At 62.3% G+C, this 18,743-nt stretch carries 15 protein-coding genes; 10 read left to right on the top strand and 5 right to left on the bottom strand.

The genetic code is table 11. The features are described 5' to 3' along the window. Positions 1 to 50: 50 nt before the first annotated feature. The 4 genes from ACZ9C1_RS25845 to ACZ9C1_RS25860 all read right to left on the bottom strand — a co-directional run bounded on the left by ACZ9C1_RS25845 (position 51) and on the right by ACZ9C1_RS25860 (position 3,669). Complete coding sequence (locus tag ACZ9C1_RS25845) at positions 51 to 791, bottom strand: YciK family oxidoreductase (protein WP_102684342.1); 741 nt, start codon at positions 789 to 791, stop codon at positions 51 to 53. A 115-nt stretch (positions 792 to 906) separates the two neighbouring features. Continuing rightward, positions 907 to 1,578, bottom strand: a complete 672-nt coding sequence (gene mupP, locus ACZ9C1_RS25850; RefSeq protein WP_102684341.1) for an N-acetylmuramic acid 6-phosphate phosphatase MupP — start codon at positions 1,576 to 1,578, stop codon at positions 907 to 909. A gap of 2 nt (positions 1,579 to 1,580) precedes the next feature. Then, complete coding sequence (gene ubiG / locus ACZ9C1_RS25855; RefSeq protein ID WP_277503180.1) at positions 1,581 to 2,279, bottom strand: bifunctional 2-polyprenyl-6-hydroxyphenol methylase/3-demethylubiquinol 3-O-methyltransferase UbiG; 699 nt, start codon at positions 2,277 to 2,279, stop codon at positions 1,581 to 1,583. 64 nt (positions 2,280 to 2,343) lie between these two features. Beyond that, positions 2,344 to 3,669, bottom strand: a complete 1,326-nt coding sequence (locus ACZ9C1_RS25860) for a TRZ/ATZ family hydrolase (protein WP_277503181.1) — start codon at positions 3,667 to 3,669, stop codon at positions 2,344 to 2,346. 111 nt (positions 3,670 to 3,780) lie between these two features. Between ACZ9C1_RS25860 and mtnA the strand changes: the two genes are divergently transcribed. The 10 genes from mtnA (at position 3,781) to ACZ9C1_RS25910 (ending at position 17,541) form a co-directional block, all read left to right on the top strand. Further along, on the top strand, positions 3,781 to 4,857 hold the full coding sequence (gene mtnA / locus ACZ9C1_RS25865) for an S-methyl-5-thioribose-1-phosphate isomerase (RefSeq protein WP_277503182.1): 1,077 nt from the start codon (positions 3,781 to 3,783) through the stop codon (positions 4,855 to 4,857). Positions 4,858 to 5,105: 248 nt separating this feature from the next. Further along, on the top strand, positions 5,106 to 7,868 hold the full coding sequence (gene gyrA, locus ACZ9C1_RS25870) for a DNA gyrase subunit A (protein WP_214501173.1): 2,763 nt from the start codon (positions 5,106 to 5,108) through the stop codon (positions 7,866 to 7,868). 157 nt (positions 7,869 to 8,025) lie between these two features. After that, positions 8,026 to 9,111 (top strand): 3-phosphoserine/phosphohydroxythreonine transaminase, encoded by a 1,086-nt coding sequence (gene serC / locus ACZ9C1_RS25875; protein WP_094010761.1) that lies wholly within the window; start codon positions 8,026 to 8,028, stop codon positions 9,109 to 9,111. Beyond that, the gene (gene pheA, locus ACZ9C1_RS25880; RefSeq protein WP_110698041.1) at positions 9,111 to 10,205 is read left to right on the top strand and encodes a prephenate dehydratase; all 1,095 of its coding nucleotides are present in this window, start codon (positions 9,111 to 9,113) and stop codon (positions 10,203 to 10,205) included. The genes serC and pheA overlap by 1 nt, the downstream gene beginning before the upstream one ends. A 163-nt stretch (positions 10,206 to 10,368) precedes the next feature. Continuing rightward, positions 10,369 to 12,609 (top strand): bifunctional prephenate dehydrogenase/3-phosphoshikimate 1-carboxyvinyltransferase, encoded by a 2,241-nt coding sequence (locus ACZ9C1_RS25885; RefSeq protein WP_476254527.1) that lies wholly within the window; start codon positions 10,369 to 10,371, stop codon positions 12,607 to 12,609. Next, complete coding sequence (cmk, locus tag ACZ9C1_RS25890) at positions 12,606 to 13,292, top strand: (d)CMP kinase (protein WP_102684336.1); 687 nt, start codon at positions 12,606 to 12,608, stop codon at positions 13,290 to 13,292. The genes ACZ9C1_RS25885 and cmk overlap by 4 nt, the downstream gene beginning before the upstream one ends. Positions 13,293 to 13,415: 123 nt before the next feature. Further along, the gene (rpsA, locus tag ACZ9C1_RS25895; RefSeq protein ID WP_046856619.1) at positions 13,416 to 15,092 is read left to right on the top strand and encodes a 30S ribosomal protein S1; all 1,677 of its coding nucleotides are present in this window, start codon (positions 13,416 to 13,418) and stop codon (positions 15,090 to 15,092) included. A 239-nt stretch (positions 15,093 to 15,331) separates the two neighbouring features. After that, the gene (gene ihfB / locus ACZ9C1_RS25900; protein WP_102684335.1) at positions 15,332 to 15,628 is read left to right on the top strand and encodes an integration host factor subunit beta; all 297 of its coding nucleotides are present in this window, start codon (positions 15,332 to 15,334) and stop codon (positions 15,626 to 15,628) included. 16 nt (positions 15,629 to 15,644) lie between these two features. Continuing rightward, positions 15,645 to 15,902: a lipopolysaccharide assembly protein LapA domain-containing protein gene (locus tag ACZ9C1_RS25905; RefSeq protein ID WP_476254528.1), complete on the top strand. Its 258-nt coding sequence runs from the start codon at positions 15,645 to 15,647 to the stop codon at positions 15,900 to 15,902. 589 nt (positions 15,903 to 16,491) lie between these two features. Continuing rightward, entirely contained in the window at positions 16,492 to 17,541 is a 1,050-nt protein-coding gene (locus ACZ9C1_RS25910) for an LPS O-antigen chain length determinant protein WzzB (protein WP_476254529.1), read from the top strand. Between the two features lie 166 nt (positions 17,542 to 17,707). Here ACZ9C1_RS25910 and ACZ9C1_RS25915 read toward each other — a convergent pair whose 3' ends face one another. Next, on the bottom strand, positions 17,708 to 18,580 hold the full coding sequence (locus tag ACZ9C1_RS25915; RefSeq protein ID WP_476254530.1) for a methionyl-tRNA formyltransferase: 873 nt from the start codon (positions 18,578 to 18,580) through the stop codon (positions 17,708 to 17,710). Positions 18,581 to 18,743 lie beyond the last annotated feature (163 nt).

Below are 18,743 nucleotides of genomic sequence, written 5' to 3' on the forward strand. Positions count from 1 at the left end.
CACGCAGCAAGGCGTGGGGCGGGCTTGCCCCGCGATCAGTCTTATCGGATTTACTGTGCGTTCAGCGCCTGCCCGTTCACATCCTTGCTGTCCGGTCCCATCAGGTACAGGTACACCGGCATGATGTCCTCGGGCAGCGGGTTGTTCTGTGGGTTTTCGCTTGGGTAAGCCTGGGCGCGCATCGCCGTGCGCGTGGCGCCCGGGTTGATGCTGTTGGAGCGCACTGGCGCTACGCCTTCCAGTTCATCCGCCAGGGTCTGCATCAGGCCCTCGGTGGCGAATTTCGACACCCCGTAGGCGCCCCAGTAAGCGCGGCCCTTGCGCCCGACGCTGCTGGAAGTGAACACCACCGAGGCATCCTCCGACAGCTTCAGCAGCGGCAGCAAGGTGCTGGTCAGCATGAAGGTGGCGTTGACGTTGATGTGCATCACGCGCATGAAGTTGTCGCCCGACAGCTGCTCCAGCGGCGTGCGCGGACCAATGATCGAGGCGTTGTTGAGCAGGCCGTCGAGGCGGCCGAACTGGTCCTCGATCATCACCGCCAGTTCGTCGTACTGGTGGGGCAGGGCGGTTTCCAGGTTGAACGGGATCACCACCGGTTGCGGGTGGCCCGCGGCTTCGATCTGGTCGTAGACCTCGTTCAGGTTGGCTTCGGTCTTGCCCAGCAGCAGCACGGTGGCGCCCAGGGCGGCATAGGCCTTGGCGGCGGCGGCGCCGATACCGCGGCCGGCACCGGTGACCAGGATGATCCGGCCCTTGAGCAGGTCGGGGCGGGCGGTGTAGTCGAACATAGGTCTGTCCTTGAATATGAGCTGCAAGCTATAAGCGGCAAGCTACAAGAGAAAGCGGATCAGTGTTGGAGCTGCTCTTTCTTGAGGCTTGAAGCTTGACGCTTGCGACTTGAAATCAGCAGCCGCACAGCGCGCTGTCGATCACCTTGCGCAGTTCCAGCGGGTGGTCCACCACCACGTCGGCGCCCCAGTTGTTGGGGTTGTCCTCTGGATGAATATAGCCATAGCGCACCGCTGCGGTGCGGGTGCCGGCGTCGCGGCCGGACTCGATGTCGCGCAGGTCGTCGCCGACGAACAGGACGCTGGCCGGGTCCAGGTCAAGCGTCTTGCATGCCAGGATCAGCGGCTCGGGGTCGGGCTTGCTGTTCTTCACGTGGTCCGGGCAGATCAGCAGCGCCGAGCGCTCGGCCAGGCCCAGACGTTGCATGATCGGCTCGGCGAAGCGCACCGGCTTGTTGGTGACCACGCCCCACAGCAGGTTGCCTTTCTCGATGTCGGCCAGCAGCTCCGGCATGCCGTCGAACAGCTTGCTGTGCACCGCGCAATCGCGCTGGTAGCGCTCGAGGAACTCCAGGCGCAGGGCTTCGAAGCCGTCGGCCTCGGGGTCCATGGCGAACGTCGCGGCGACCATGGCGCGGGCGCCGCCGGAAATCACCTCGCGGATGCGCGCGTCGTCGATGGCCGGCAGGCCGCGGTCGGCGAGCATCGCCTGGCAGATTGCGATGAAGTCCGGCGCCGTGTCCAGCAGGGTGCCGTCCATGTCGAAGAGTACTGCTCGCAGGCGCATGCTCATTCCTCGCGCAGGGTCTGGATCATGTAGTTGACGTCGACGTCGTTGCACAGCTTGTAGTGCTTGGTCAGCGGGTTGTAGGTCAGGCCGATGATGTCCTTGATCTCCAGGCCTGCGGCACGGCTCCAGGCGCCCAGCTCTGAGGGGCGGATGAACTTCTTGAAGTCGTGGGTGCCACGCGGCAGCATCTTCAGCACGTATTCGGCACCGATGATCGCCAGCAGGTAGGCCTTGGGGTTGCGGTTGATGGTCGAGAAGAACACCTGGCCGCCCGGCTTGACCATGCGATAGCAGGCGCGGATCACCGACGAAGGGTCGGGGACGTGCTCGAGCATCTCCAGGCAGGTGACCACGTCGAACTGTTCGGGCATCTCTTCGGCCAGGGCCTCGGCGGTGATCTGCCGGTATTCCACCGCCACGCCAGACTCCAGCTGGTGCAGTTGGGCCACCGCCAGCGGCGCCTCGCCCATGTCAATGCCGGTCACGGTGGCACCGCGCTGGGCCATCGCCTCGCTGAGGATGCCGCCGCCGCAGCCGACGTCCAGCACCTTCTTGCCGGCCAGGCCGACGCGCTCGTCGATCCAGTTGACCCGCAGCGGGTTGATGTCGTGCAGCGGCTTGAACTCGCTCTCGCGGTCCCACCAGCGGTGGGCCAGGGCTTCGAACTTGGCGATTTCGGCGTGGTCGACGTTGCTCATGGGAACAGTCCTCTGAATCTTCGATAAATAGTGTCGCGGGCCGGCAGCCTCAGCTGCCGGCCGTTCATTCGTTGCGCCCGCCGATGCGGGCTCCCCAGGCGCGGGCGTTGGCGGCCAGCGCGGCTTCGTCCATTTGATTCAGGCGGCGGTCCTCGACCAGTTGCTGCCCGGCGACCCAGACATCCTTCACGCAGTCGCGACCGGTGGCGTAGATCAGTTGCGAGACCGGGTCGTGCACCGGTTGCTGCGCCAGCCCCGACAGGTCGAAGACGGCCAGGTCGGCGGCCTTGCCCACTTCGAGCGAGCCAGTGATCGCCTCCAGCCCGAGGGCCCGGGCGCCATTGAGCGTGGCCATGCGCAGCGCCCGGTGAGCATCCAGGGCGGTGGCCGAGCCGGCGACGGCCTTGGCCAGCAGCGCGGCGGTGCGGGTTTCACCGAGCAGGTCGAGGTCATTGTTGCTGGCGGCGCCATCGGTGCCGACGGCCACGTTCACCCCGGCCTGCCACAGGCGCTCCACTGGGCAGAAACCGCTGGCCAGCTTGAGGTTGGATTCGGGGCAGTGAACCACGCTGGTGTTGCTTTCTACCAGCAGCGCCAGGTCTTCGTCGCTGATCTGGGTCATGTGCACCGCTTGCAGGTTCGGGCCCAGCAGGCCCAGGCGCGCGAGGCGCGCCAGTGGCCGCTCGCCGTTGTCCTTGAGCGCCTGCTCGACTTCGCTGGCGGTCTCATGGATGTGCATGTGCAGCGGTGCGTCCAGCTGGTCGGCGATCACCCGGATCTTCTCCAGGTTCTCGTCGCTCACCGTGTAGGGGGCGTGCGGGCCCAGGGCAATGGTGATGCGCGGGTGGTGGCGCAGCTCGCCGAATAGCTCGATGGCCAGGTGCAGGGCCTCGTCCGGGGTGCGTGCGCCGGGGATGGGGAAATCCAGCAGCGGCACGGCGATCTGCGCGCGGATGCCGCTGCGGTGCACGCGGTCGCAGGCCTCGCGGGGGTAGAAATACATGTCGGCGAAGCAGGTGATGCCGCCCTTGAGCTGCTCGGCAATGGCCAGGTCGGTGCCGTCACCCACGAAGGCCTCGTTCACCCAGCGACCCTCGGCGGGCCAGATGTGCTCCTGCAGCCAGGTCATCAGCGGCAGGTCGTCGGCTAAACCGCGGAACAGGGTCATGGCGGCGTGACCATGGGCGTTGACCAGCCCGGGCGTCAGCAGGCAGTCGGGCAGCGTTCGCACTTCCCGCGCTTGTGGCGCCCGCTCGCGTGGGCCGAGCCAGGCGATCTGGCCGTCGCGGATGCCCAGCGCATGGCCCTCCAGCACGACACCGGCCGGCTCGACGGGGACCAGCCAGTCCGGCACAAGCAGCAGGTCGAGGAGGGGAGTGGCGATGGGCATGCGCGATATATACCTGGATCGGTTCGGCTAAACGCGCAGTATACCCGAGCGTCCGCGACGCAGGCTCGCTATAATCGCCGGCTTTTGATGCCAGGGCGACGGGGAGAGGCGATGCGCGAGCAACTGATGGCGGCGGAGACGGTGACGGGCATCGAGTGGCGCGACGGCGTGCTGCACCTGCTCGACCAGCGCCTGCTGCCGCTTGAGCAGTGCTGGCTGGGCTGCACCGAGGCGGCCGAGGTGGCTGAGGCGATCAGCGACATGGCCGTGCGTGGCGCTCCGGCGATCGGCATCTGCGCCGCCTACGGCCTGGTGCTGGCGCTGCGCCGTCGTTTGGCCGAAGGCGAGAGCTGGGAAGAGAGCCTGGAAGAAGACTTCATGATGCTCGGCGAGGCGCGGCCCACCCCGGCCAACCTGTTCTGGGCGCTCAACCGCATGCGTGAGCGCCTGCAGCGCCTGCGCCCGGATGAAGACGTGCTGAAGGTGATGGAGGCCGAGGCGGTGGCGATTCACCAGAGTGATCGCGAGGCCAACCTGACCATGGCCCAGTTCGGTGTCGAGCAGATCCGCAGGCACCAGGGCAGCGAGCAGGCCCTGCTCACCCACGGCAACGCCGGGGCCCTGGCCACCGGCGGCTTCGGCACCGCCCTGGGGGTGATCCGCGCCGCCACCCTGGAGGGCATGGTCGAACAGGTCTATGCCTGCGAGTCGCGGCCGTGGCTGCAGGGTTCGCGCCTGACCGCCTGGGAGCTGGCCGCTGACGGAGTGCCGGTGACCGTGGTCGCCGACGCGGCGGCCGGGCACCTGATGAAGACCAAGGGCATCACCTGGGTGGTGGTCGGCGCCGACTGCATTGCCGCCAATGGCGATGTGGCGGCGAAGATCGGCACCTACCAGATGGCGGTGGCGGCCATGCACCACGGGCTGCGCTTCATGGTGGTGGCGCCGAGCACCAGCATTGATCTGAATCTGCCTACCGGCGAGGATATCCCGCTGGAGACCCGCGGCGAGGAAGAGCTGCTGGAGGTAGCGGGCATCCAGGTAACCGCTGATGTCGAAGCCTACAACCCGGTGGTCGATGTCACGCCGGCCGACCTGATCGACGTGATCGTCACCGAGAAGGGCGTTGTCGAGCGCCCGGATACCGCAAAGATCGCCCAGTTGATGTGCCGCAAACGCCTCCATTGAGGCGTTTTTCCATCCGTGCGGATGGTGCTGTACGGCAACCTGCCATATCTCCCATGCGCGCAGCGTTTGTGATACCATCCGGCAGTTTCCAAGGCCACTCTTTAGCGCGGCCTTCATTGCGCAGATCCATGGCACAACTCATTGATTTGTCGTAAGTCGTCGCACCCCAATTGCGCTGCGGCGGCGAGCTTCGTTCGTCCTTCGAGGGATCAGGCGAAGTTTCACCAGAAAAAGGAATCAGGCTTCTCATGGGCGAACTGGCCAAAGAAATCCTCCCGGTCAATATCGAAGACGAACTGAGACAGTCTTACCTCGACTACGCGATGAGCGTTATTGTCGGGCGAGCGCTGCCCGATGCGCGTGACGGCTTGAAGCCCGTGCATCGTCGCGTTCTGTATGCGATGAGCGAACTGGGCAACGACTGGAACAAACCGTACAAGAAATCCGCCCGTGTGGTCGGTGACGTGATCGGTAAGTACCACCCGCACGGCGACACCGCCGTGTACGACACCATCGTGCGCATGGCCCAGCCATTCTCGCTGCGCTACCTGCTTGTCGATGGCCAGGGCAACTTCGGTTCGGTGGACGGCGACAACGCCGCGGCCATGCGATACACCGAAGTGCGCATGTCCAAGCTGGCCCATGAACTGCTGGCCGACCTGCACAAAGAGACCGTCGACTGGGTGCCGAACTACGACGGTACCGAGCAGATCCCGGCGGTCATGCCGACCAAGATCCCCAACCTGCTGGTCAATGGCTCCAGCGGTATCGCCGTGGGCATGGCGACGAACATTCCGCCGCACAACCTCGGCGAAGTGATCGACGGCTGCCTGGCGCTGATCGACAACTCCGACATCACGGTCGATGAGCTGATGCAGTTCATCCCGGGGCCGGACTTCCCGACAGCTGGCCTGATCAACGGCCGCCAGGGCATCATCGAGGCCTATCGCACCGGCCGTGGCCGCATCTATATGCGGGCCCGCTCCGAGATCGAAGACATCGACAAGGTCGGCGGCCGCCAGCAGATCGTGGTCACCGAGCTGCCGTACCAGCTGAACAAGGCGCGCCTGATCGAGAAGATCGCCGAGCTGGTCAAAGAGAAGAAGATCGAAGGCATCACCGAGCTGCGCGACGAGTCCGACAAGGACGGCATGCGCATCGTCATCGAGCTGCGTCGCGGCGAGGTGCCGGAGGTGGTGCTCAACAACCTCTATCAGCAGACCCAGCTGCAGAGCGTATTCGGCATCAATATCGTCGCCCTGATCGACGGTCGTCCGCGCCTGCTTAATTTGAAAGACCTGCTCGAGGCGTTCGTCCGTCACCGCCGCGAGGTGGTCACCCGCCGTACCGTGTTCGAGCTGCGCAAGGCCCGCGAGCGTGGCCATATCCTTGAAGGCCAGGCGGTCGCGCTGTCCAACATCGACCCGGTCATCGCCCTGATCAAGGCCTCGCCGACGCCGTCCGAAGCCAAGGAAGCGCTGATCAGCACGGCCTGGGAGTCCAGCGCGGTGCAGGTCATGGTCGAGCGTGCCGGTGCCGAGTCGTGCCGTCCGGAAGACCTGCCGGAGCAGTACGGCCTGCGTGAAGGCAAGTACTACCTGTCGCCGGAACAGGCCCAGGCGATCCTGGAGCTGCGCCTGCACCGCCTGACCGGCCTGGAGCACGAGAAGCTGCTGGCTGAGTACCAGGAGATCCTCGAGCAGATCGGCGAGCTGATTCGCATCCTCAGCAGCGCCGAGCGCCTGATGGAAGTGATCCGCGAAGAGCTTGAAGCGATCCGCGCCGAGTACGGCGATGCCCGTCGCACCGAAATCCTCAATGCCAGCCACGACCTCAACTACGGCGACATGATCCCCGAAGAAGAGCGTGTGGTGACCATTTCCCACGGTGGCTACGCCAAGACCCAGCCATTGTCCGCTTACCAGGCCCAGCGCCGTGGTGGCAAGGGCAAGTCGGCCACAGGCGTCAAGGACGAGGACTACATCGAGCACCTGCTGGTCGCCAACAGCCACGCCACCCTGCTGCTGTTCTCCAGCAAGGGCAAGGTGTACTGGAAGAAGACCTACGAAATTCCCGAGGCCTCCCGCGCCGCCCGCGGTCGCCCGCTGGTCAACCTGCTGCCGCTGGAAGAAGGTGAGCGCATCACCGCCATGCTGCAGATCGACCTGGAGGCGCTGCAGCAGCACGCAGACCCAGAGGAAGAACTGGAAGACAGCGATGACAGCGTGATCGAAGGCGAGCTGGTGGAAGCCGAGGAGATCGACGAGGAAGACGGCGACACCCCTGAGTGGGTCGCTGAAGCGACCGGCGCCTACATCTTCATGGCCACTGCTTCCGGTACCGTCAAGAAGACTCCGCTGGTGCAGTTCGCCCGTCCGCGTTCCAACGGCCTGATTGCCCTGAAGCTCAAGGAAGGTGACACCTTGATCGCCGCCGCCATCACCGATGGCGCCAAGGAAGTCATGATGTTCTCCGACGCCGGCAAGGTGATCCGCTTCGCCGAGAGCGTGGTGCGCGAGATGGGCCGTACCGCCCGTGGCGTGCGCGGCATGAAGCTGGGCAAGGGTCAGCAGATCATTTCCATGCTGATTCCGGAGTCTGGCGCGCAGATCCTCACCGCTTCCGAGCGTGGTTTCGGCAAGCGTACCCCGCTGTCCAAGTTCCCGCGTCGCGGCCGTGGCGGTCAGGGCGTGATCGCCATGGGCACCAAGGGGCGCAACGGTCTGCTGATCGGCGCTATCCAGGTGCAGGAAGGCGAGGAAATCATGCTGATCTCCGACCAGGGCACGCTGGTGCGTACCCGGGTTGGCGAGGTGTCCAGCCTGGGCCGTAACACCCAGGGTGTCACGCTGATCAAGCTGGCCACCGACGAGACGCTGGTGGGGCTTGAGCGCGTCCAGGAACCCTCCGAGGAAGAGCTCGATGAACTGATCGAGACGGACGAGGAGGGCGCCCCGCTCGATGCGGTGGGCGACGACGATGCCGGCACCGAAGAGGCGCCTCAGGAATAATCGATGCAACAACCCGAGCGGGGCGACCAAGGTCGCCCCGTTTGACTGATGAAGGTGGGGCATTGGCGCTGCGAGGCAGCCCTGATGCTGGCGATACAGTCTTGACTGGTCCGCAGCGAATTACGATTTTGTTCTATTTGGCAGAGCGAGAGTGGATGTGAGCAAACGAGCCTTTAACTTCTGCGCAGGCCCTGCCGCGCTTCCTGATGCCGTGCTGCAGCGCGCCCAGGCCGAGATGCTGGACTGGCGCGGCAAGGGTCTGTCGGTGATGGAGATGAGCCATCGCAGTGACGACTATGTGGCCATCGCCGAAAAGGCCGAGCAGGACCTGCGCGACCTGCTGTCCGTCCCCTCCAACTACAAGGTGCTGTTCCTGCAGGGCGGCGCCAGCCAGCAGTTCGCCGAGATTCCGCTGAACCTGCTGCCGGAAAACGGCACCGCCGACTACGTCGAGACCGGTATCTGGTCGAAGAAGGCCATCGAGGAAGCGCGCCGCTTTGGCACTGTCAACGTTGCTGCCAGCGCCAAACCCTACGACTACCTGGCCATCCCGGGCCAGAACGAGTGGCAGCTGACCCGCAACGCTGCCTACGTGCACTATGCGTCCAACGAGACCATTGGGGGCCTGCAGTTTGACTGGGTGCCCGAGACTGGTGACGTCCCGCTGGTGGTCGACATGTCCTCGGACATCCTGTCGCGCCCGATCGACGTATCGCAGTACGGCCTGATCTACGCCGGCGCGCAGAAGAACATCGGCCCGAGCGGCCTGGTGGTGGTGATCGTGCGCGAAGACCTGCTGGGCCGTGCCCGCAGCAGCTGTCCGACCATGCTCGACTACAAGGTGTCGGCCGACAACGGTTCGATGTACAACACTCCGGCCACCTATTCCTGGTACCTCTCGGGCCTGGTGTTCGAGTGGCTCAAGGAGCAGGGTGGCGTCGAGGCCATGGAGCAGCGCAACCGCGCCAAGAAAGAGCGCCTGTACGGCTTCATCGATGCCAGCGAGTTCTACACCAACCCGATCAGTGTCAACGCCCGCTCGTGGATGAACGTGCCGTTCCGCCTGGCCGACGAACGTCTGGACAAGGCCTTCCTGGCCGGTGCCGATGCCCGTGGCCTGCTCAACCTCAAGGGCCATCGTTCGGTCGGTGGCATGCGTGCCTCGATCTACAACGCCCTGGGCCTGGAGGCTGTCGAGGCGCTGGTGCAGTACATGGGTGAATTCGAGAAGGAGCACGGCTGATGTCCGATCAGGAGCTCAAGGCCCTGCGCGTGCGCATCGACAGCCTCGATGAGAAGATCCTCGAGCTGATCAGCGAGCGCGCCCGTTGCGCCCAGGAAGTGGCCAAGGTCAAGACCGCATCGTTGCCTGAAGGCGAGGCGCCGGTGTTCTACCGTCCCGAGCGCGAGGCCGCGGTGCTCAAGCGCGTCATGCAGCGTAACCAGGGGCCGCTGGACAACGAAGAGATGGCGCGGTTGTTCCGCGAGATCATGTCCTCCTGCCTGGCGCTCGAAGAGCCGCTTAAGGTGGCCTACCTCGGCCCTGAAGGGACCTTCACCCAGGCCGCAGCCATGAAGCACTTCGGCCATGCCGTGGTCAGCCGCCCGATGGCGGCCATCGACGAGGTGTTCCGCGAGGTGGCGGCGGGTGCGGTCAATTTCGGCGTGGTGCCGGTGGAGAACTCCACCGAGGGCGCCGTCAGCCACACGCTGGACAGCTTCCTCGAGCATGACATGGTGATCTGCGGCGAGGTCGAGCTGCGTATCCACCATCACCTGCTGGTGGGCGAGAACACCAAGACCGACAGCATCACCCGTATCTACTCCCATGCCCAGTCGCTGGCCCAGTGCCGCAAGTGGCTGGACGCCCATTACCCGAACGTCGAGCGTGTGGCTGTGTCCAGCAACGCCGAGGCGGCCAAGCGGGTCAAGGGTGAGTGGAATTCGGCGGCCATTGCCGGTGACATGGCGGCCAACCTGTATGGCCTGACCCGCCTGGCCGAAAAGATCGAGGACCGGCCGGACAACTCCACGCGCTTCCTCATGATTGGCAGCCAGGAAGTGCCGCCGACTGGCGACGACAAGACTTCGATCATCGTCTCCATGAGCAACAAGCCGGGTGCTCTGCACGAGCTGCTGGTGCCGTTCCACGAGAACGGCATCGACCTCACGCGCATCGAGACCCGTCCGTCGCGCAGCGGCAAGTGGACCTACGTGTTCTTCATCGACTTTGTCGGCCATCACCGTGATCCGCTGATCAAGGCGGTACTCGAGCAGATCAGCCAGGAGGCTGTGGCGCTGAAGGTGTTGGGCTCTTATCCGAAAGCGGTGCTCTGATCGATTTTGTTGGGGTCGCTTTGCGGCCCATCGCCGGCAAGCCGGCTCCCACAGGGAGCGGTGTATCGCTGGCCTATGTGGGAGCTGGCTTGCCAGCGATGGGCTGCGCAGCAGCCCCCTGCGGTCTCAACGACTGGCATGTTTTTGAACAGGGTTCGCACTCGTGGTTAATGCTGTAACAAACAATCCCGCTCCGCTCATCGACCGTCTGGTGGTCGTAGGTCTCGGCCTGATCGGCGGCTCCTTTGCCAAAGGCCTGCGCGAAAGCGGCCTGTGCCGCGAAGTGGTCGGCGTCGACCTCGACGCCGAGTCGCGCAAACAAGCCGTGGTGCTGGGCGTGGTCGATCGCTGCGAGGCTGACCTTGCGGCCGCATGTGTCGGCGCCGACGTCATTCAGTTGGCTGTGCCGATCCTGGCCATGGAGAAAGTCCTGGCTCGCCTGGCCCAGCTCGACTTGGGTAATGCGGTGATCACCGACGTGGGCAGTGCCAAGGGCAATGTGGTGCGTGCCGCGCGCGAGGCGTTCGCCGAGCGCCTGCCGCGTTTCGTGCCGGGGCACCCGATCGCCGGGTCCGAGCAGAGCGGGGTGGAGGCCTCCAATGCGGCGCTGTTCCGCCGGCACAAGGTGATCCTCACTCCGCTGGCGGAAACCGAGCCGGGCGCGCTAGCCCTGGTCGATCACCTCTGGCGGGCGCTGGATGCCGATGTCGAGCACATGTCGGTGGAGCGCCATGACGAAGTGCTGGCCGCCACCAGCCACCTGCCGCACCTGCTGGCCTTCGGCCTGGTCGACTCGCTGGCCAAGCGCAATGAAAACCTGGAGATCTTCCGGTACGCTGCGGGAGGCTTCCGGGATTTCACGAGAATCGCCGGCAGCGACCCGATCATGTGGCACGACATCTTCCTCGCCAACCGCGAGGCGGTCCTGCGCACTCTCGATACATTTCGCAGCGACCTCGACGCCTTGCGCGACGCGGTCGATGCTGGGGACGGGCACCAACTGCTGGGCGTGTTCACCCGCGCCCGGGTTGCCCGCGAGCATTTCAGTAAAATCCTTGCCCGTCGGGCCTATGTGGACGCTATGAACGCCAACGATCTGATTTTCCTGGCCCAACCGGGTGGCCGCGTGTCCGGACGGATCCGCGTACCTGGCGACAAATCGATTTCCCATCGCTCGATCATGCTCGGCTCGCTGGCCGAGGGCACGACGGAAGTCGAAGGTTTCCTCGAGGGTGAAGACGCCCTGGCGACCTTGCAGGCCTTCCGCGACATGGGTGTGGTCATCGAAGGGCCGCACCATGGTCGCGTGACCATCCATGGTGTCGGCCTGCATGGCCTCAAGCCGCCACCCGGGCCGCTGTACGTGGGCAACTCTGGCACCTCGATGCGCCTGCTGTCCGGCCTGCTGGCAGCGCAGTCGTTCGACACCACCATGACCGGCGACGCCTCGCTGTCCAAGCGTCCGATGAACCGCGTGGCCAACCCGCTGCGTGAAATGGGTGCCGTGGTCGAGACTGGCCCTGAGGGTCGTCCGCCGCTGACCATCCGTGGTGGGCACAAGCTCAAGGCGCTGAACTACACGCTGCCGATGGCCAGTGCCCAGGTCAAGTCGTGCCTGCTGCTGGCCGGCCTGTACGCCGAAGGCACCACCACCGTCACCGAGCCTGCGCCGACCCGTGACCACACCGAGCGCATGCTGCGCGGCTTCGGCTACGCGGTCGAGTCGAACGGTCCGGTAGCCTCCCTGCAGTCCGGTGGCAAGCTCACCGCCACCCGTATCGAAGTGCCGGCGGACATTTCCTCCTCGGCGTTCTTCCTGGTGGCGGCGTCCATCGCCGAGGGTTCTGATCTGGTCCTGGAGCACGTCGGCATCAACCCGACCCGCACCGGCGTTATCGACATCCTGCGCCTGATGGGCGGCGACATCACCCTGGAAAACCAGCGTGAAGTCGGCGGCGAGCCGGTGGCCGACCTGCGCGTGCGTGGCGCCAAGCTCAAGGGTATCGACATCCCGGAAAAGCTGGTGCCGCTGGCCATCGACGAGTTCCCGGTGCTGTTCGTCGCCGCCGCCTGCGCCGAAGGGCGTACCGTGCTGCGTGGCGCCGAAGAGCTGCGGGTCAAGGAGTCGGACCGCATCCAGGTGATGGCCGACGGCCTGGTTGCCCTGGGCGTGAAGTGCGAGCCGACCCCGGATGGCATCATCATCGACGGCGGCCAGATCGGCGGCGGCGAAGTGCACGGCCACGGCGACCATCGCATCGCCATGGCGTTCAGCATCGCTTCGCTGCGCGCCAGTGCCCCGATCGTCATTCATGACTGCGCCAACGTCGCCACGTCGTTCCCCAACTTCCTGGCGCTGTGCAAGGAAGTCGGCATCCGCGTCGCCGAAGAGGGCAAGTCGTGAATTCGCAAGCACCGGTCATCACCATCGACGGGCCTAGCGGCTCGGGCAAGGGCACGGTCGCAGGGCTGCTGGCTCGTGAGCTGGGCTGGCGCCTGCTCGACTCTGGCGCCCTCTACCGCTTGTTGGCATTCAATGCCAGCAATCACGGTGTCGACCTGACCAACGAAGAGCTACTCAAGGCGCTGGCCGCGCATCTGGACGTGCAGTTCGTCGCGGCGGAGCCGGGCAAGCTGCAGCAGATCATTCTCGAAGGTGAGGATGTCAGCAATGCTATTCGCACCGAGACAGTCGGTGCCGGGGCCTCGATGGTTGCCTCGCTGCCGGCGGTGCGCGAGGCGCTGCTGCAGCGCCAGCGTGCTTTCCGTGAAGCCCCTGGGCTGATCGCCGACGGTCGCGACATGGGGACCGTGGTGTTCCCGGACGCGCCGTTGAAGGTGTTCCTTACCGCCAGTGCCGAGGAGCGTGCCCGTCGCCGTTACCTGCAGTTGAAGGGCAAGGGCGAAGATGTTAGTCTGTCGAGTCTGCTAGATGAGATCCGTGCGCGCGATGAGCGCGACACCCAGCGCGCAGTGGCCCCGCTCAAGCCGGCGGCCGATGCAATTCAGCTGGATTCCACGGAGTTGTCCATCGAGCAGGTGCTGCAACGCATCAGAAGCGAGCTCGCACTGCGCGACCTGGCCTGATGGAGAGGAGGGCCGGCAGGGGCACCAGTCAACGTCCTGCCAGCACTTCTTAACTTAACGAAACCCACATTGTCTGGAATGTGGCTATGGGCGTCTTTTTCGCCCGAATCTACAGGAATTAAAATGAGCGAAAGCTTTGCAGAACTCTTTGAAGAAAGCCTGAAAACCCTCAATCTTCAGCCGGGTGCAATCATCACCGGTATCGTTGTCGACATCGACGGCGACTGGGTTACCGTACACGCTGGTCTGAAGTCCGAGGGTGTCATCCCGCTCGAGCAGTTCTACAACGAAACTGGCGAACTGACCATCAAGGTCGGTGACGAAGTTCACGTTGCGCTGGACGCGGTCGAAGACGGCTTCGGCGAAACCAAGCTGTCCCGTGAAAAAGCCAAGCGCGCCGAGTGCTGGATTGTTCTGGAAGCTGCTTTCGCTGCTGAAGAAGTGGTCAAGGGCGTTATCAACGGTAAGGTTAAAGGCGGCTTCACTGTCGACGTTAACGGCATCCGTGCGTTCCTGCCGGGCTCCCTGGTTGATGTCCGCCCAGTGCGCGACACCACCCACCTCGAAGGCAAAGAGCTGGAATTCAAGGTCATCAAGCTGGACCAGAAGCGCAACAACGTTGTCGTTTCCCGTCGCAGCGTCCTGGAAGCCGAAAACAGCGCCGAGCGCGAAGCTCTGCTGGAATCGCTGCAGGAAGGCCAGCAGGTCAAAGGTATCGTCAAGAACCTCACCGACTACGGTGCGTTCGTTGACCTGGGCGGCGTCGATGGTCTGCTGCACATCACCGACATGGCCTGGAAGCGTATCAAGCACCCGTCCGAGATCGTCAACGTTGGTGACGAGATCGACGTCAAGGTCCTGAAGTACGATCGTGAGCGCAACCGCGTTTCGCTGGGCCTGAAGCAACTGGGCGAAGACCCATGGGTTGCTATCAAAGCCCGTTACCCAGAGAGCACCCGTGTGACTGCTCGCGTTACCAACCTGACCGACTACGGCTGCTTCGCTGAGCTGGAAGAAGGCGTTGAAGGCCTGGTACACGTTTCCGAAATGGACTGGACCAACAAGAACATCCACCCGTCGAAAGTCGTTCAGGTTGGCGACGAAGTGGAAGTCATGGTTCTGGACATCGACGAAGAGCGTCGTCGTATCTCCCTGGGCATCAAGCAGTGCAAGTCCAACCCATGGGAAGACTTCTCCGGCCAGTTCAACAAGGGTGACAAGATCACCGGTACCATCAAGTCGATCACCGACTTCGGTATCTTCATCGGCCTGGACGGCGGCATCGATGGTCTGGTTCACCTGTCCGACATCTCCTGGAACGAAGCCGGCGAAGAAGCCGTGCGTCGCTTCAAGAAGGGCGACGAGCTGGAAACCGTCATCCTGTCGGTTGACCCAGAGCGCGAGCGCATCTCCCTGGGCATCAAGCAGCTGGAAGACGATCCGTTCTCCAACTTCGTTGCTGTCAACGACAAGGGCGCTATCGTCAAGGGTATCGTCAAGGAAGTTGACGCCAAGGGCGCTATCGTGACCCTGGCCGACGACATCGAAGCTACTCTGAAAGCTTCCGAAATCAGCCGTGACCGCGTTGAAGACGCTCGTAACGTGCTGAAGGAAGGCGAAGAGATCGAAGCCAAGATCATCAGCGTCGACCGCAAGTCCCGCGTCATCAGCCTGTCCATCAAGTCGAAGGACGATGCTGAAGAGCGCGAAGCCATCCAGAGCCTGAAAAACGCTCCGGAAGCGGCTGCCGACACCACCATGGCCGCGCTGCTGCGCGAAGCTATGGCCAAGCAGAACTGAGTTCTGTTTGATCGGTAAAAAGGGCGACCCTCGGGTCGCCCTTTTTTGTGCCTGTGATTTCTCGGCAGGTGTGGAGCCTCCGGTACCCTGGCCCGATTCCTGGCGGCTTGTCACGACTGTGAACAAATCCTTACCTTGAATTTTTTTGTTTAGTCAAGAACCGGCCTGTTCAAATCGCTCGGAGCGTGCTACAAACTGATTAAGCAATGATCTAGCTGCTTGATAACGAAGGGAAAAATATGACGAAGTCGGAGCTGATCGAACGTATTGTCACCCATCAGGGGCTACTCTCGTCCAAGGACGTCGAGTTGGCCATCAAGACCATGCTTGAGCAGATGTCGCAGTGCCTGGCGACCGGGGATCGTATCGAGATCCGTGGCTTCGGCAGCTTTTCCCTGCACTATCGCGCGCCCCGTGTAGGGCGCAACCCCAAGACCGGTCAGTCGGTCAGCCTGGACGGCAAGTACGTGCCGCATTTCAAGCCCGGCAAGGAGTTGCGTGATCGGGTTAATGAAGAAGAGCATGAGCACCCTTGAATGGAGGAGCAGCCTGATGCGTAATCTCAAGCGCGCCCTGATGGCGTTGTTCGTGCTGCTATTGGCGGCTGTAGTGTTGTTCTTTGTGTTGGAGAACCAGCAAACTGTATCCTTGGTACTTTTTGGCTGGTCGGTGCCGTCCGCGCCGGTGGCAGTGTTGGTGCTGGTGGCATTGGTTATTGGTTTGGCCGTGGGCCCGATACTGGGTGCCTATGGTGTGGCGCGAGGGCGGCGCCAGCTTCGCGAGCGTGGCCGGAAGGACGTACGCATTTAAGTCTGAAGATATTTCCTACAAATCACTAAGAGTTTTCCGTATTTGAATGGGGCTTGATAAGTGAGGTAATTCCTCGCTTGTCAATTTGCCTGTTGAAGGATTCGGAAGAATGGATATCTTGGTGATCCCTCCTCATTGCCCCGCTCAAGGCCTGCCTGCAGTCCCTTTGGGGCTCTCATGGCCTGCTCGGCCATATTGCGATGCGGCCTGTCATCTGTTCCTGATGGTCTACTCTTTACAATGAGTTACCAGTCTGATCACTATTGCCAGAGGCAGGGCTTAGGGTTGTTCATCGTCCCTAGGTGGAGTTGCCTGGCAAGTGTGTGAAGAGTATTTCCAGCTACGCCTGTTTCCAGGTGGGTGCCCAGGTCGGGCTGTTCAATGCGTTCAAAGTGTCACGCCCGCGTCCTATGATGCTGATGGTCTGCAGGGCGTTGGTCGGGTGGTCGGAACTAATTGCGGCTTGCCTTCTCTATGGAAGGCTGGGTGTATCGATAGTCCAGATTGCCAAACGCCAGTCAGGTGAATCTGGATTTCTACTGTGCAGTGACTCATGCAATGCAGACGGACTCAAGGAAAAATAGAATAAATGCGTAATGAACGTGAGCGCCTGAATGGTGATGAGATTGATCTGTTTGAGCTGACCGAGGCGTTGTGGGGGCAAAAGCTGTTGATTGGTCTTGTGACCGGACTTGTAGCTGCAGGGGCCTTGCTATATGCCTACTTGGCGGAGCCTGTGTACGAAGTCAAGGTTTTTGTGCAGCCGCCAACCTCGAATGATATCGCTCAGTTGAACTATGGGCGGGGTGGGGGCTCTGGATTGGTCATGTTGACGGTCAAGGAAGTTTTTGATGTTTACCTGCGCAACTTGCAGTCGGAGTCATTGCGACGCGAGTTTTTCCGCGAGTCCTACTTGCCCGCCTTGCCTGAGGCTCGTCGCCGCGGCTCCCAAGATAAGCAATATGATCGCTATCTGTCGGCGGTCTCCTTGGGGCAGGTATCCAAGGAAGGGGTGGACAGCCATTTCATCAGGGTCGAGGCCTCGGACTCGAAGCAGGCTGCCGATTGGGCGGCTCGCTACATCGAAATGGCCGGGCGGCTGGGGGAAGATGAAGTTGTCGAGAATGTAATGACCGACGCCAAGGTCAAGGCGAGGAATCTCGAGCAAGAGATAAACATCGCGCGGGAAGGCGCGAAAAAACGGCGCGAGGATCAACTTATCCAGCTTTCCGAGGCGCTCAGAGTGGCTCGAACGATCGGCTTGGAGAAGCCGCCAATTATCGCGAACAACCTCTCTGGCGAAGTCTCCGCAGGTATGGAAGGATCGCTCATCTACATGCGTGGTAGCAAGGCGTTGGAGGCTGAGATCGACAATTTGCGCAATCGCACCTCTGATGATCCGTTCGTGCGCAATCTTCGCGAGCGTCAGGAGTCGTTGGCGTTCTACCAGGCCTTGCAGGTCGATGGGGAGGTTGTGAAGGTCTACAGGCAGGACGGAGCTGTTGACTTGCCTGAGGACCCGGTAAGGCCCAACAGAAAAATCATTGGTATTCTCGGCTTGGTTGCGGGTGGCGTGCTCGGGGTTGGTATGGCAGTACTGCGTGTCCTGTTCCTCCGCAGGCGAGCCTTACGCAATTAAAGAGCGTCTTTCGTGGTCCGAATGCTCGGGCGGTACGCATGTTGTGCTACGAAGAGCGCCAGGTGGAATTGGTTTTTTCGTAGCACCTTTCTAAAGGTCAGTGTGGGGGCGAAAAGAGCGCCGTGGATGTGGGCTGCTCTTTTCCGGAGGTGCCCTATGCGGCGTTTCAGCTGAAGCGTGAGCGGAATCGGGCAAGGGGGAGCAGGTCCTCGGAGGTGTTGTCGTCGCAGCACTTCAGTACTTTGAGCAGGCCTGTTCCGCAGACGATCACCGGTAGCCCATCCTCGATGAAAATGACTTTTCCGATGTCGCGGTTTTCGATCGTGACGTCCTCTGCTTCTTCGGCTGCCAGAATGCGCGCGGGAGTACCGTTGACTCTGCAGAATGCGCCGCGGTAGGGGGGGCTGAGTGCATCAATTGTGCGGCGGATGGTTGAGGCCGGCAGCGACCAATCAATCTGATAGTCGTCATCGTCGCGCCAGAGGCTGTAGGTGGCCAGGCTGTGATCTTGTGCAATTGCCGTCGGCTTGTTGCCGCTGGCAAGTGTTGAGAGCACGGCCATTCCGCACTCCAGATAACAGGCATTAATGGCAGTAATCGCTTCTGCAATGGTGATGGGGTACTGGAGTATAGTCGATGCCTGTTGGATGATGTCGCCGCGGTCATACTCACTGGCACCAAAGAGTGCTGTCACGCCGACTTCTTTCTCTCCATTGATCAGCGCATTTACCAAGGGGGCAAATCCACGATAGCGTGGTAGCAGCGAATCATGGAAGACAATCAGCTTATCGGTGGGGTGCTTGATCAGCCAACGCCATGAAATGGCGATGACATATTCGCTTTTTACATGGGTGTGATCTTTCTTGAAGATGTAATCGACGCCGGCGGCTTTGCATGTTTCTGCAATCTGTTCCGAGTAGTCATTTGTCACGGCGCTGTCTTGGCCGATGACAACTAGTGATATTATATCCTTGAATTTCGAGGTGGCCTGTTCGGTGAAGGCAAGGCCCTTCTCGGTCATTGCAAAAATTGTAAGCATTGTGATTCTCGGTGCGGATGGGGTGTTGGGTGCCCTGAGATTGCTCGCCTCTGCGGCTGTGTCGCTGTGCTCTTGTGAAGGACTCGGTGCCGGGCGCGATACCTGCCTGTGAAGGGTAGCTTTGATTTCTCGACGCCCGCAAGCCCTGCAACCTCCATTGTTG

This window comes from Pseudomonas sp. TE21435 (genome assembly GCF_056279265.1).